Raw genomic sequence first — 12,830 nt, 5'->3', positions numbered from 1 at the left:
AACGGAGCCTGAAATGTTCGCGTCCGCTGATGTGGTGCTGGCGGCGGCCATCGACGCGCACGACACGGGTGTGCGCAAGATGGCCGCGGTCTCCGGCAGGCTCGCCTACTTCTTCCTGTGCCTGACCCTCTGCTGGGGCGTGCTGACCGCGACCGGCTGGGTCCGCAGGGTCACCGGCCATCAGGCGTTGCGCGGCGGGCATGTGATGCTCGCGGCCGCCACGCTCACCGCGGCGGGCACCCACGCGATGGCCTTCCTGTTCCTCGACGAGCGCGTGCTCGGCGGGCTGCAGATCGTCGTCCCGTTCCTCGGCGGCGAGTTCCGGCACGCGCTCGGCATCATCGCCTTCGACCTGCTGGCGGTGATCTTCGTGACCGCCGGGATGCACCGCTTCTTCCGCTACCGCAACTGGTTGCGCCTGCACCAGAGCGCCTACGCCGCGATCGTGCTCGGTGTCGCCCACTCCTGGTTCGGCGCATGGGCCAACAGCGACATCGACGTGATGTGGCTGGCCGGGATCACCGTCGCCATGCCACCGCTGGCGCTGACCTTCCTGCGGGTGGCGCCGCCCAGGCTGCTGGTGCGGCTGGGGCTCATCGACGGCGAGACCGTCCCGGCGAAGCGGCTCGACAAGGCCGCGCCGATGCGGGTGAGCGTCGACAACCAGCGCTGCCATCGGTACGGGTTCTGCCAGACCGAGGCGCCGGAGGTGTTCAAGCTGCGTGAGGACGGCCGCCTGCAGTACCGCCAGCTGCCCGAGGTCGCGGTCAACCAGGCCGTCCGCTCGGCGGCGCGTGCCTGCCCCATGCGGGCGATCCAGTTGCAGGGGACGGAAAAGTGAACCGGATCGTCATCGTGGGCGCGGGACTGGCCGGAATGCGCGCCGCCGAGCGGTTGCGTGAACTCGGCTACGACGGCGAGGTCGTCATCGTCGGCGCGGAGACGGTCATGCCGTATCACCGGCCCGCGTTGTCCAAGCAGTTCCTCACCGGTGAGCTCACCGTCCCGGACCTGGAAATCGAGCCACTCGATGACCTTGACGCGATTTGGCGGCTCGGCACCCCCGTGTCGCAGCTGGATCCGCAACGCCGCGTCCTGCACCTGCCCGGCGCCGAACAGCTCGGCTACGACGGGCTGATCCTCGCGACGGGCGTCGAGGCCAGGCGTGCGCCCGACGGCCACAGTGGACACCCGAGGGTCGTCTCGCTGCGGACCATCGCCGACGCGAAACGCCTCCAGCGCGCGCTCGCGGGCAACCGGCTGCCGGTGGTGATCCTCGGGAGTGGCTTCACCGGCTGCGAGATCGCGTCGAGCCTGCGGTCGATGGCCAGGGAGGTCACGATCATCGGCCGCTCCAAGAGCCTGATGGCGAACCTGCTCGGCCCTGACCTGGGCAGGCAGCTCGCCGAGCTGCACGAGGACCACGACGTCGACCTCCAGCTCGGCGCCGGCATCGACGACTGGGACCTGGGCCGCGCGGGCAGTGTCGGGATCAGGCTGTCCAGCGGCAAGCAGATCGACGCCGCCTGCGTCGTCGTGGCGGTCGGCACCGTGCCGGCCGTGAGCTGGCTGCGCGACGCCGGGATCGAGCTCGACGACGGCGTGGTCTGCGAGGCGACCTGCCACGTCGCCGGGGTCGACGACGTGGTCGCCGCAGGCGACGTCGCGCGGTGGCCGAACCTGCGTTTCGACGAGCGGCCCCGGCGCACCGAGCACTGGACCAACGCCGTCGAAATGGGCCGTGCCGCCGCGGAAAGCCTGCTGGCGGGCCGCGCGTCGGCCGCCCCGTTCATGCCGATCCCGCGATTCTGGTCCGAACAGCACGGCCTGCGGATCCAGGCGGCGGGCGTGCCAGCGCTCGGCACCGAACGGGTCGCGCTGCGGCCCCGCTCGGCAGGCGGCCGGTCCGTGACCGGGTACGTACGCGGGAACCGGCTGATGGGCATCGTCGGGTTCAACAGTTCGGCCGCCGTCGTGTCCTACGCCGACGAGCTGCTCGAAAGACAGGAGCCGACGCGGGGCCGCCGGGTCTCGTTCATGCAGGCCGTGCGCAACAGCTGAAAGGAGCTTGTGGTGAAAGGGAAAGTCGTACTGTCCACTGTGGTCGCGGCGCTGGCGGTGACGGCGCTGGTCGCGTCGGGTGGGCCGGTCGATCCGGCCACCGCCGCGTCGTCGGCCCGCATCGTGCAGGCGCCCGCGACGGCCAAGCCGTCCGCCTGCGTGCCCACCACCGACGACGGCCGCTGAGGAGCACGCGTGAACCCATCCGACAAGCAACCGGCGCGGCCCCGGTGCGGTGGCTGGCCCACCTACCGGGAATGGGCCGAGCACGACTTCCGCCGCCACACCGCCGCCGACGACCGGCCGCGCGGCCGCACCGTGATCCCGCTCGGCCAGGTGCTGACCGAGCTGACGCCGATCACGATCGCCGAGGAGATCGAAACGCGCGTCGCGTGCGCCGTCTTCCCCGCGCCCGCCGAGCCGCCGGTCATCGAGGAGCTCGCCACGCTCGTCCGGCCGTATGTGCGCGCGGGCGGCCGGGTCTCCGCCGGGCACGCGCTGGAGATCGAGACCGTGCTGACCGCGACCGGCCTGCACCAGACGGCACTGGAGCTCAGCGACGACCAGCTGGTCATCTGCGTGAACTGCGAGAAGCCCCGCTCGGTCGCCGAGATCGCGTCGGCCGTCAACGCGCCGATCGGGGTCGCGAAGGTGCTCATCGGCGACGCCATCGACCAGGGCCTGCTGATGCTGCACGAAATGACGCCGTGCCTGGAGGGGCGCCCGCCGCTCGACCTGCTCAGGCGCGTGCACGCCGGGATCGCCAAGCTCGCCTAGGGGGTGGGGACCATGCGGAACGTGGCGGATCGGGCGCTCGCGTGGATGCGCGGGGCGGCCGACTGGCGCAAGTGGACGGTGAGCGGGCTGCTTGCCGCGATGCTCGCCGTGCCGGTCATCGTGGCGGTGGCCGCGGGAGTGACGCTGGTGCGGCAGTCGGTGTCGGACCGCGCCGAGGCGCAGCGCGTCGAACGCCTCGCGCTGCTGCGTCAAGGTGTCGTCAGCGCACTCGCCGCGGTGCGGGCCGAACGTGCCGGTTCCGAGAACGCGGGCGCCGAGGCGAACTCGGCGGCGGCGCAGCTCAACAGTCTTCTCGCGACGGTGGACGACCTCGGCGATCCGGCGCGCAAGGCCACGAGCCAGCTCGCCCGTCTCGACGAGGTGCGCGCGGTGCCGGATCCCGACCAGCGCGCCGCCGAGTACTCGGTCGTGACCTCGTCGCTGCTCGACCTGGACGCGGCCGTGCAGCGGGGAACGGCGCTCCCGCAACTGACCGACGCGACGGCCGCGGCCGCCGAGTCCGCCACCTACGCCAGGAACCTGCTCATCGCGCTGGCCGCCGCGGCACTGGCCGCGGGCGCGGTGATCACCGCGGTGCTGCGACGGCTGCGCACGTCGGTGAAGACCTTGCGCACCGCCGCGCTCGACATCGCGGACAGCAAGCTGCCCGGAATACTGGGCGAGGTCCGCGAAGGCCACGCCGACGGCCTCGAACGGCCGAAGCTGCCACCGGTCACCGGCGGCGAGCTGAGCGGTGTCGCGGCGGCGTTCGACTCCGTGTGCGGCGCGGCGATCGACGCGGCCGCGGAGCAGGCCCGGATCCGCTCCGGCTACTCCGAGGTCTTCGTGAACATGTTCCGCCGCGGCCAGACACTGATGCAGCGCCAGCTCGCCCTGATCGAAAAGCTGGAGCGGAACGAGAACTCCACCGAACAGCTGACGACGCTCTACCAGCTCGACCACCTGGTCACGCGCATGCGCCGCACCACGGAGAACGTGCTCGTGCTCTCCGGCACCGAACTCGTCCGCCGCCCGGCCAAGCCAGTGCCGCTCGCCGGTGTGATCCAGGCGGCGATCTCGGAGATCGAGCAGTACCAGCGGGTCGAAGTGCTCGACCCGCCCGCCGCCAAGGTCGGCGACGCGGCGGCCAACGACCTCATCCGGATGCTCGCCGAACTGCTCGACAACGCCACCTCGTTCTCCGCGCCGGAGACGAAGGTGACCGTGCAGGGCCAGGTGCTGCGGGACGGCAGCCTGTCGATCGCGGTCGTCGACAACGGCATCGGCATGACCGATCAGGAGGTGGTCGACATCAACGCGCGGCTCACCCGGCTGGGCTCGGCCGAGCTGGCCAAGTGCCGCCAGGTCGGCCTGCACGTGGTCGGCAGGCTCGCCGGCCGTCACGGTCTCGGCATCGAGCTGCTCGGTGGTGACCGCTCCAGTGGCGTCACGGCGGTCGTCTCGGTGCCCGCCGACCTGGTGCTCGACGCCGAACGGCCGGGCTGGGCGGACCGCCGGATCGCCATGCGGGCTGCGGAAACCCGCCGTGCGGAGGCGAAACCGGTGCGGCGGCTGGCCGTGGTCGGCGCCGACCCGGTCCGCGAGCTGGTCGAGCACGCGCATCAGGACGTGCCGGACGAGCTGCCGGTCCGGGTGCCCAACCGTCAGGTCGGCCGGGCGGGAGCCGACGGCAAGAGCCCGGCCGAGCGGGTGGCCTCCGGCTGGTTCAGCGCCAGGAACACCGCCGTCAAGCCACGCGAGGTGTCCGTGGCCGCCGAGCTGGACGGCACGCCGCGGCCGGAGAACTGGATCTCCGCCGCCGACGAAGGGTGGAGCGTTGTCGAGACGATTTCGCAGGCCAAACCGTTCGCCTACACCGAGGACGGCCTGCCGGTGCGCGAGCGCGGAGCCCACCTGATGCCGGGCAGCGCCGCCACGCGCGAACCCGCGGCGAAGGCGGGGCCGGATCCGAGCAGGGCCAGGAGCAGGTTGTCGAGCTTCCAGCTGGGCCTGCGCAAGGCCAAAGACCACAACCGGAGGTAACCGTGGAATCCACGCCTGAGCATGAGAACGAGTACGGCTGGCTGATCAACGACTTCGTCGAGCGGGTGCCGGGAGTGGCACACGGCGTCGCGGTGTCCGCCGACGGCCTGCTGCTCGCGGCGTCGAACCGCCTGCCCGAGGACAGGGCGGACCAGCTGGCCGCCGTCGCCTGCGGGCTGGTCAGCCTGACCGACGGCGCGGCGCAGTGCTTCGAAGCCGGCAACGTCAACGAGACCATCGTCGAGATGGACGCGGGCACCATGCTGCTGATGTCGATCAGCGACGGCTCGTGCCTGACCATCCTCGCCGACTCGGCGCACGACATCGGGCAGATCGCCTACGAGATGGCGCTGCTCGTCGACCGGGTCGGCCGGATGCTGACCCCGGACGCCAGGGACGACCACGACATCAGGGCGAGGGTGGCCGCCGGTGACCCCTCCGGGACGTGACATGACCACAGTGGACAAAGGAGCCAAGGTGAGCACCTCCGGCAAGGCGATCACGTCGGTGAAGATCGTGGTGGCAGGCGGTTTCGGCGTCGGCAAGACCACCTTCGTCGGCGCGGTCTCCGACATCCAGCCGCTCTCGACCGAGGCCGTGATGACCACGGCGAGCAACAGCCATGACGACATCGCGCGCGTGCCGCTGAAGTCGACGACCACGGTCGCGATGGACTTCGGGCGCGTCGAGCTCGAGGACGACCTGCTGCTCTACCTGTTCGGCACACCGGGCCAGGAGCGGTTCTGGTTCATGTGGGACAACCTGGTGCGCGGCGCGATCGGCGCGGTCGTGCTGGTCGACAGCCGCAGGCTCGCCGACTCGTTCACCCCCATCGACTTCTTCGAGAACCGGCGCATTCCCTATGTGGTCGCGGTGAACCTGTTCGACGGCATCCGCCACCATCCGCTGGAGAACGTCCGGCGGGCGCTGGCGCTCGACCGGTCGATCCCGATGTTCGCCTGCGACGCGCGCAACCGAGGCGAGGTCAAGCAGACACTGCTCAGCCTGCTCGAGTACGTCATGGCGCAGGTCTCGGAGCCCGCGCTCACCTGAGCGGGCAGAAGCTCTGCAGACGCGCTGGAGAGTGGGTGAAGAGTGCGCGCTCATGCTGACCTCCGCGACTGTACGAAGTGGAGGGACGAAGTGGACGAAGTTCGCGTTGCCGTCTGCGCGGTCGATCCGATCACGCGTGCCGGATTGGTCAACTGCCTCGAGACCCGGCCGGGGCTGACCGTGGTGGAGACCGGCGCCGACGTCGTCGTGGCCGGCTTCCACCGGTTCTGCTCCGGCGCGGTGGCCGCGTTGCGCGGGGTCACCGCCGACGTGCCGGTGGTGCTGCTGGTCAACGGGATCAAGGAGCCGGAGCTGCTCGCCGCCATCGAGTGCCGGGTGGTGGCGATCCTGCCCCGCGCCGCGGCGGCGGACGAGCGGCTCGGCGCGGCCGTCCACGCCGCGGCGGCCGACCGCGCGGAACTGCCGCCGAACCTGCTCGGTCCGCTGGTGACCCATCTGGAACGGCTGCACCGGGAGGTGCTCCGGCCGAACGGGCTGGTCGCCGGGCGGCTCACCGAACGCGAGATCGACGTGCTCCGGCTGATGGCGGACGGCCTCGACACCGACGAGATCGCCCGCAGCCTGCGGTACTCGGAACGCACGGTGAAGAACATCATCTACGCCGTCACCCGGCGGCTGAGCCTGCGCAACCGCTCGCACGCGGTGGCTTACGCCATGCGGGCAGGCGTGATCTGAGGAGGCTGGAGTGCGTCCGCTGAGCGTGTCGGTCCACGCGTCCGATCCCGTCACCCGCCGCGGCGTGGCGGCGATGCTGGCCGACGACCGCGTCGAGATCGTCGGTGACGAGGCGGCGCCCGCCGTCGTCGTGCTCGCCGAGCCCGAGGTGACCGGCAGGCATGTGGACGCCGTGCGCCGGGTGCGCGGCGCGAAATGCGTGGTCGTGACGGACGGTTTCGCGGCGGCCGACATTCTGTTCGCGGTCCAGAACGGGGTGGTCAGCGTGCTGCCGACCGCGGGCGTGTCGCCGAGACGGCTGGTCTCCGCCGTGCTCGGGGCGGCCGACGGCTCGGTCGCGGTGCTGCCGGGCGAGCTGCAGTCGGCGTTGCTGCGGCAGCTGCAGACGTTGCGGAGCCAGGTGCTCGAACCGTGCGGGATGACGTTGCAGGGGATGGGCCCGCGTGAGGTGGACGCGGTCCGGCTGGTGGCGGAGGGGTTCCGCACCAGTGAGATCGCGGCCGAGCTGGCGTGTTCGGAAGCGACGGTCAAGGCGATGTTGCGCGGGGTGATGACCCGGCTCGGGCTGACGAGCAAGACGCATACGGTCGCGTACGCGTTCCGGGCCGGGTTGATCAGCTGAGCTGCCGGATCAGCGCCTCGCGCGTCGCGGGCGGGATCCCGTCGTAACAGGCTTCCCTGAACAGAGGATGCGTGAAAGTGAGGTGGGAGCCCGAAGTGTCGATGACGGTGGCCGCCTCCTCGAACACGGGGACCAGCTCGGACGGCGGCTGCCCGGTGAGAGCGGCGATCTCGGAAAGGGTGAACTCGGGGCCGAGCAACGCGCCCCAGCGCAGTGCCTGATGAGACAGCACCTCGAACCCGTCGCGGATCGTTTCCAGCAGCGGTTTCGGCGTGGTGTGGCCGTCGCGGAGTTCGCGGACCCCGTATTCGGTCCGGAGGTCGAGCGATTCGCTCAGTACGGTGAGATAACGCGGATTGCCGGGGATGCGTTCGATGAGACGCTGGAGTTCCGGGCCCGCCGACGCGCCGAGCAGGTTTTGGCTCAGTGTCAACGCTTCCGACGGGGCGAGTGGTCCGAGCGGGAGAACGCGGTCGTGGAGTGCGCGGCGCAGTTTCGCGAGTGTTTCGCCGCGGGGGACCGGTCTCGACGCGCTGAGCAGGAGGAGTGGGCGGGTCGCGGTGGTGGCGGCGAGGCGGTGCCACAGCACGAGGCTGGCGTCGTCGGCCCACTGCAGGCCGTCGGCCACCAGGATCACCGGGGACCGCGCGCAGAGGGCGTCGACGAGAGCGAGCACCCGGCTTTCCTCGCTCTGGCCTGGACTTTCGATCCCGAGGCAGTCGAGCAGCACCCGCAACGGGGTCCGGCCCGTCAGCTCGTCCGTGACCGTCCAGCCGACCTGACAGCCATGCGACGACCCGAGCGCGCGGACGAGCAGCTCGGACTTGCCGATCCCGTAGTCGCCTTCGACCCAGGCGACGCCGCCACGCCCGCGCCGGACATCCGCGACCATGGCACTGAGGTGATCGAGTTCCGGGGTGCGGCCGACGAATGGTCTGTCCACTGTGGCCTGATAACGCGCCGCGACCCGGCTGGGGAGCACATCCAGGCGAGTCTTGGCGCGCTTCAGCACCACGTCGTTCGCGAGAATGCCCTCATACAGACGCCGCAGCGCGATACCGGGCTCGGCACCGAGCTCCTCCGCGAGCGTCGTGCGCGCGTCCCGGAACGCCGCGAGCGCGTCGGCCCGCCTTCCGCACTGGTAGAGCGCGAGCATCATCAGCTCGCGAAGCCGTTCCCGCAGCGGGAATTCACGGACCAGCGCGGCGAGTTCGGCGGGGAGACCGTGCGCTTCGCCGTCGTCCATCCGGGTCTCGGCGCGCAGCTCGGCCGCGGTCAGCCTGAGGTCGACGAGCCGCGCGCGCTCGGTCTCCGCGAACGGGCCCGGCACACCGGCGAGCGGTTCGCCGTGCCACATCCCGAGTGCCTTGTCGAGCCAGGCGACGCGCTCGCCAGGCTCGTCACGGGCACGGTGGATCAGCCGCTCGAAGACGGTCGCGTCGAGCCGCACCGGTGCGAGTTCGTACCCGGCCGGCCCGCTCGTCAGCAGGTCACGTCCCAGAACCCGTCTGAGGCCTGAGATGTAGCCGTGCACGCTCCCGGCCGCGCCCGCGGGCGCGCCGGGTCCCCAGACCGCCGCGACGAGTTCGCCGACGGCGACCGGCCGACCGGCCAGCGCGAGCGCGGCGAACACCGCGCGCCGGCGAGCGGGCCCGAGAACCAGCTCGCCGGCGTCACGGAAGGCCCGCAGCGGACCCAGCAGCTCGACGCGCATCTCACGCGGTCACGGGGAAACGTCTTCCAGCGCCCGGTTCCTGGTGCGCGGGGTGAACTGCGCGAGCACCGCCGCCACCACCAGGAACCCCGAGATCAGCAGCAGCGCGGCCAGCGGTGAAAGGTGCGGCACCAGCGGGGCGATGACCAGGATGCCCGCCGCGCCACCGAGCACGCCGACGCCGTCGACCAGGCCGAACCCGGCGGACCGCACCCGCGTCGGGAAGCTTTCGGCGGACAGCGCGAAGGTCGGCGGCACCCAGACGTTGAAGCCGAAGAACACCAGGAACGACCCGGCGAACGCCCAGCCGATGTCGTCGCCGAGCTGCGCGACGATCACCGAGCCCAGCACCGTCAGCCCCGCCCCGATCGGCAGCCAGTACCGCCGTTCCAGCTTCTCGGACCAGCGCGCCGAGAACAGGCCCTGCACGAAGAAGCCGATCCCGCCGACCGCGGTGATCATCCCCGCCACCGGCGGGCTGAAGTTCAGGCTGGTCAGCACCACGGTCGAGCCGGTCGAGTAGCCGAACACCGTGGCGTAGCCGGTGAACCAGACGGCGATCAGCAACAGCGTCCGCCTGCGGTAACGCGCGGTGCCGAGCAGTTCGCGGTAGGCCGCGCTCTCCGGAGTGTGCTCCGGGATGACGATGGTCGCGGCCGGTTCGGGCAGCGGACCGCGGCGCAGCGCCTTGCGCTCCAAAGTGGACACGATCGCGTCCGCCTCGCCGAGACGCCCGTGTTCGATGAGCCAGCGTGGCGACTCCGGCAGCCGGGTCGTCGCCGCGAGCGCCACCAGGCCCAGCAGCACGGCGACGCCGTACATCCAGCGCCAGCCCGAGTCGAAGCCGATCGCGAACGGGAGACCCGCCGGGAAGCCGGCGGGCGGGGTCGTCGCGATCAGGCCAGCCCAGATCCCGGCCATCGCGCCAGCGGCGCAGGCGACGAACGTGATCGCGGTGTACTTGGCGCGTGCCTTGGCGGGCGCGATCTCGCCGATGAACGTGTTCGCGATCGGCAGCGAGCCACCCAGCGCGACACCGGTGATCGCGCGGCCGATGACGAACACGGGGTAGCCCGTCGCGAGCGCGGTGACCACCGAGCCGACGACGCCGAACGCGACCGTGATCAGCAGTGCCTTCGGGCGGCCGACGCGATCGGAGATCGGCGCGATCACGAGTCCGCCGAACAGGTAGCCGAGCAGATAGAGCACCACCGGCAGGGTCAGCCACTGCTGCGCGGTCGCGGGAGTGCAGCCCGGCTGGATCTGCGCGCAGGTCTGGATGAACGACACGTTGATGTCGAAGTTGCCGTAGAAGACGAAGAACATCACCAGGCCGGTGCTCCCGGTCGCCGCCGACGCGACCGCGTGCCGGGGCAGCCGGTCGAGCCTGGCCAGTATCGCGGCGGCGGTGGCCGTCGCCGGTGGGGACACGTCGGTCATGCTGGCTCCCTCAAGGGTTCTGGGTCGCGGAACGGCACACTGCCGAGCCGGTAGCCGACGCTGCGTACGGTCTGCACCACGTCGCGCCCGAGCTTGCGCCGGAGGTAGTAGACGTAGGTGTCGACGATCGATTTGGCGTGGCGGTCGGGAAAGACGAGCGCGTTCAGCCGCGCCCGTGACACCACCTGGCTCCGTGCCGCGCCGAGCACCGACAGCAGCGCGGTCTCCTGGCGCGTGAGCTGGACATGCCTGCCGTCCACACAGGTCACGACGCGGCGGGTCAGGTCGACCTGGGCGGCGCCGAGCTGCATGACGCCGGCGCGGAACGGGCTGCGCCTGCACAGCGCGCGCACTCTCGCGCGTAGTTCTTCCGGCGCCGCGCGCTTGTCGTGGCAGGCGGCGGCGCCGAGCCGGAGGCAGGCGACCTGGTCGGCGGAGGAGCCGGGCGGCATGAGCATCACCACGGGCGTGGCCAGCTGGGCGCGGCGGAGCCTGCGCAGCAGGTGGAGCCCCGACTCCGGGGCGAGCTCGCGGTCGATGACCACGACGTCGTGCAGCCGGGTCAGCGCGCGGGCGAGTCCGTCACGGGAGTCATGGGCGCGCTCGGCCAGGTAGCCGCCGAGGCGCACGGTGTCCGCGAGTCTGCTCGCGGTGGCCGGGTCACCCGTGATCACGAGCACCCTGATGGTGGATTGGTCGAGCGGCGCCGGTCGTCCGGGCATGGTGGTTCTCCCGCGTCTTCGGGGGCGTGGGCGGGTCAGGCCTGTCAGTGGGGATCGAAACGGGCCGATGTTCGGCCACGTCTTAGTTCGTATCCAATAACGTATACGATCTGCGGATGGGGTGCAACGGTCTATTCGGCCAAACGGGCGAGCTGGTCCCGTGCGGCGCGGGCCACCTCGGCGGGAACGCCCAGCTCGGCCAGCATTTCGGCGGCGGCGGACATTTCGGCCGTGCGGCGTGCCGCGTGCCGATGTGAGCCGTCGAGCAGCCTGTCTACAGTGGACGCTCCGGCGCCGGTCAGTTCGGCGGCGATGACCCGGTGGAGCCAGTCCTCGCAGCCCGCCGCGGCGGCGGCTCTCAGTGCTTCGACGACAGCCGCCGACATGCCCTTGAAGAACACGCTGCGCAGGAGTTTGCGCTCCGCGGCGGACCCGGCCTCGCCGCCGGTGACCTCGACGGCGGCGCCGAAGGAGTTGAGCAGCCCGGCGGCCGGAATCGCGGCCTTGCCGCTGGCGAGCATCGGCACCCGCAGGCCGCGGCCTGGCACCGGGGCCATGATCGCGACGTCGGTGAACCAGAGGCCGTGCTTCGCCGCTCGCGCGGCCAGGTCGCGTTTCGCGCCGGGGGAGGCGGTGTTGAGGTCGGCCCAGATCGTGTCCGCGCCCGCGCCGCGCAGGCCGGCGATGAGCGCGCCTTCCGCCGCCGACGCGCTGGTCACGCTGAGCACGAGGTCCGCGCCGGTGACGGCGTCGGCTTCCGAGTGCGCTTCGATGATCCCGGCGGCCGGCGTGACGGCCGGGTCATAGCCGCGGACGACCGCGCCCGCCGCGACGAGATCCCGCGCCAGCGCACCGCCCGCTTCGCCGAGGCCGAGTACCGCGATGGTTTCGGTCATAGGACAATCCCTTCGAAGCTGTACAATTAAGTAGACGATCACGTCGCCAAAATTGTCAACAAAGTGGAGCTGTCGATGACAGAGAGCGTGGGGGAGGGCTCGGTGGTGGCCGCGATCCGCGACGCCATCGTGCGCGGTGAGTTCGTGCCCAACCAGCGGCTGGTCGAGGCCGACCTGTCGGCGGGGTTCGGCGCCAGCCGTGCCAGTGTGCGCTCGGCGCTGATCGAACTCGCGAACGAGGGACTCGTCGAGCGGGTGCAGAACCGTGGCGCGCGAGTGCGGGCGGTTTCGCTCGAGGAAGCCATCGAAATCTCCGAGGTGCGGATGGCGCTCGAGGCGCTGTGTGCGGCGAAGGCGGCGGAGCGCATCACCGACGAAGAGGTCGCTGAGCTGCGCGAAGTCGGCGAAATGATGCAGCGAGCAGTCAGCGGGATGGACCCGGTCGGCTACTCGGCGCTCAACGAGCGGCTGCATCGCCGGGTTCGTGAGATCAGTGGGCAGCGCACCGCCGCGCAGGTGCTCCAGCGGCTGCGCGGGCAGAACGTGCGGCACCAGTTCCGCCTCGCCATGCGGCCGGGCAGGCCGCAGGTGTCATTGCCGGAGCATCTGGCGATCATCGACGCCATCTGCTCGCACCATCCCGTCGAGGCCTCGGCCGCCATGGAAAAGCACCTCTGCAGCGTCATCGACGCGCTCCGCGAGGCTGATGCGGCAAGGGTTCTCTGAGCAGATTCACGCCAAAATTGTTGACAATCGCGTCGACGAACCTTACTTTGGGAAGTGTTCGACGACGAGGGGAGTGCGGC

At 71.0% G+C, this 12,830-nt stretch carries 14 protein-coding genes; 10 read left to right on the top strand and 4 right to left on the bottom strand.

The annotated features are described in order from the left end of the window. The first annotated feature begins 13 nt into the window (after positions 1–13). From ACFV15_RS15820 to ACFV15_RS15780, 9 genes are all read left to right on the top strand, one after another. Positions 14–841 (top strand): ferredoxin, encoded by an 828-nt coding sequence (locus ACFV15_RS15820; RefSeq protein WP_378351166.1) that lies wholly within the window; start codon positions 14–16, stop codon positions 839–841. Continuing rightward, entirely contained in the window at positions 838–2,061 is a 1,224-nt protein-coding gene (locus tag ACFV15_RS15815; RefSeq protein ID WP_378351165.1) for an NAD(P)/FAD-dependent oxidoreductase, read from the top strand. Before ACFV15_RS15820 ends, ACFV15_RS15815 begins: the two co-directional genes overlap by 4 nt. 12 nt (positions 2,062–2,073) lie before the next feature. Beyond that, positions 2,074–2,247, top strand: a complete 174-nt coding sequence (locus ACFV15_RS15810) for a hypothetical protein (protein WP_378351164.1) — start codon at positions 2,074–2,076, stop codon at positions 2,245–2,247. Positions 2,248–2,256: 9 nt separating this feature from the next. Further along, entirely contained in the window at positions 2,257–2,838 is a 582-nt protein-coding gene (locus ACFV15_RS15805; protein WP_378351163.1) for a DUF742 domain-containing protein, read from the top strand. Between the two features lie 12 nt (positions 2,839–2,850). Further along, positions 2,851–4,881, top strand: a complete 2,031-nt coding sequence (locus ACFV15_RS15800; protein WP_378351162.1) for a sensor histidine kinase — start codon at positions 2,851–2,853, stop codon at positions 4,879–4,881. Between the two features lie 2 nt (positions 4,882–4,883). After that, positions 4,884–5,330, top strand: coding sequence for a roadblock/LC7 domain-containing protein (locus ACFV15_RS15795; protein ID WP_378351161.1), 447 nt, complete (start codon positions 4,884–4,886; stop codon positions 5,328–5,330). 1 nt (position 5,331) lies between these two features. After that, positions 5,332–5,934, top strand: coding sequence for an ATP/GTP-binding protein (locus tag ACFV15_RS15790; protein ID WP_378351228.1), 603 nt, complete (start codon positions 5,332–5,334; stop codon positions 5,932–5,934). A gap of 90 nt (positions 5,935–6,024) precedes the next feature. Continuing rightward, entirely contained in the window at positions 6,025–6,630 is a 606-nt protein-coding gene (locus ACFV15_RS15785; RefSeq protein ID WP_378351160.1) for a response regulator transcription factor, read from the top strand. Positions 6,631–6,640: 10 nt separating this feature from the next. Then, on the top strand, positions 6,641–7,252 hold the full coding sequence (locus ACFV15_RS15780; protein WP_378351159.1) for a response regulator transcription factor: 612 nt from the start codon (positions 6,641–6,643) through the stop codon (positions 7,250–7,252). On the opposite strand, the gene ACFV15_RS15775 is transcribed toward ACFV15_RS15780, so the two are convergent. From ACFV15_RS15775 to ACFV15_RS15760, 4 genes are all read right to left on the bottom strand, one after another. Next, positions 7,245–8,966, bottom strand: coding sequence for a BTAD domain-containing putative transcriptional regulator (locus tag ACFV15_RS15775; protein ID WP_378351158.1), 1,722 nt, complete (start codon positions 8,964–8,966; stop codon positions 7,245–7,247). The genes ACFV15_RS15780 and ACFV15_RS15775 overlap by 8 nt on opposite strands. A gap of 9 nt (positions 8,967–8,975) precedes the next feature. Then, the gene (locus ACFV15_RS15770; RefSeq protein ID WP_378351157.1) at positions 8,976–10,406 is read right to left on the bottom strand and encodes an MFS transporter; all 1,431 of its coding nucleotides are present in this window, start codon (positions 10,404–10,406) and stop codon (positions 8,976–8,978) included. Beyond that, positions 10,403–11,128, bottom strand: a complete 726-nt coding sequence (locus ACFV15_RS15765; protein ID WP_378351156.1) for a response regulator transcription factor — start codon at positions 11,126–11,128, stop codon at positions 10,403–10,405. Before ACFV15_RS15765 ends, ACFV15_RS15770 begins: the two co-directional genes overlap by 4 nt. A gap of 131 nt (positions 11,129–11,259) precedes the next feature. Then, on the bottom strand, positions 11,260–12,024 hold the full coding sequence (locus tag ACFV15_RS15760; protein ID WP_378351155.1) for a DUF1932 domain-containing protein: 765 nt from the start codon (positions 12,022–12,024) through the stop codon (positions 11,260–11,262). A gap of 75 nt (positions 12,025–12,099) precedes the next feature. Here ACFV15_RS15760 and ACFV15_RS15755 point away from each other — a divergent pair, with 75 nt between their 5' ends. Further along, positions 12,100–12,750 (top strand): GntR family transcriptional regulator, encoded by a 651-nt coding sequence (locus ACFV15_RS15755; protein ID WP_378351154.1) that lies wholly within the window; start codon positions 12,100–12,102, stop codon positions 12,748–12,750. The last annotated feature ends 80 nt before the right edge of the window (positions 12,751–12,830 follow it).

It is taken from the genome of Amycolatopsis sp. NPDC059657 (genome assembly GCF_042734395.1).
Taxonomy (GTDB): Bacteria; Actinomycetota; Actinomycetes; order Mycobacteriales; family Pseudonocardiaceae; genus Amycolatopsis.
This window is presented reverse-complemented; position numbering and strand designations above follow the sequence as displayed.

Bases quoted from the DNA above. Each gene is read 5' to 3' on its own strand.
- ACFV15_RS15820 (WP_378351166.1), top strand. From the start codon at position 14: ATGTTCGCGTCCGCTGATGTGGTGCTGGCGGCGGCCATCGACGCGCAC.
- ACFV15_RS15800 (WP_378351162.1), top strand. From the start codon at position 2,851: ATGCGGAACGTGGCGGATCGGGCGCTCGCGTGGATGCGCGGGGCGGCC.
- ACFV15_RS15790 (WP_378351228.1), top strand. From the start codon at position 5,332: ATGACCACAGTGGACAAAGGAGCCAAGGTGAGCACCTCCGGCAAGGCG.
- ACFV15_RS15775 (WP_378351158.1), bottom strand. From the start codon at position 8,966: ATGCGCGTCGAGCTGCTGGGTCCGCTGCGGGCCTTCCGTGACGCCGGC.
- ACFV15_RS15770 (WP_378351157.1), bottom strand. From the start codon at position 10,406: ATGACCGACGTGTCCCCACCGGCGACGGCCACCGCCGCCGCGATACTG.
- ACFV15_RS15765 (WP_378351156.1), bottom strand. From the start codon at position 11,128: ATGCCCGGACGACCGGCGCCGCTCGACCAATCCACCATCAGGGTGCTC.
- ACFV15_RS15760 (WP_378351155.1), bottom strand. From the start codon at position 12,024: ATGACCGAAACCATCGCGGTACTCGGCCTCGGCGAAGCGGGCGGTGCG.
- ACFV15_RS15755 (WP_378351154.1), top strand. From the start codon at position 12,100: ATGACAGAGAGCGTGGGGGAGGGCTCGGTGGTGGCCGCGATCCGCGAC.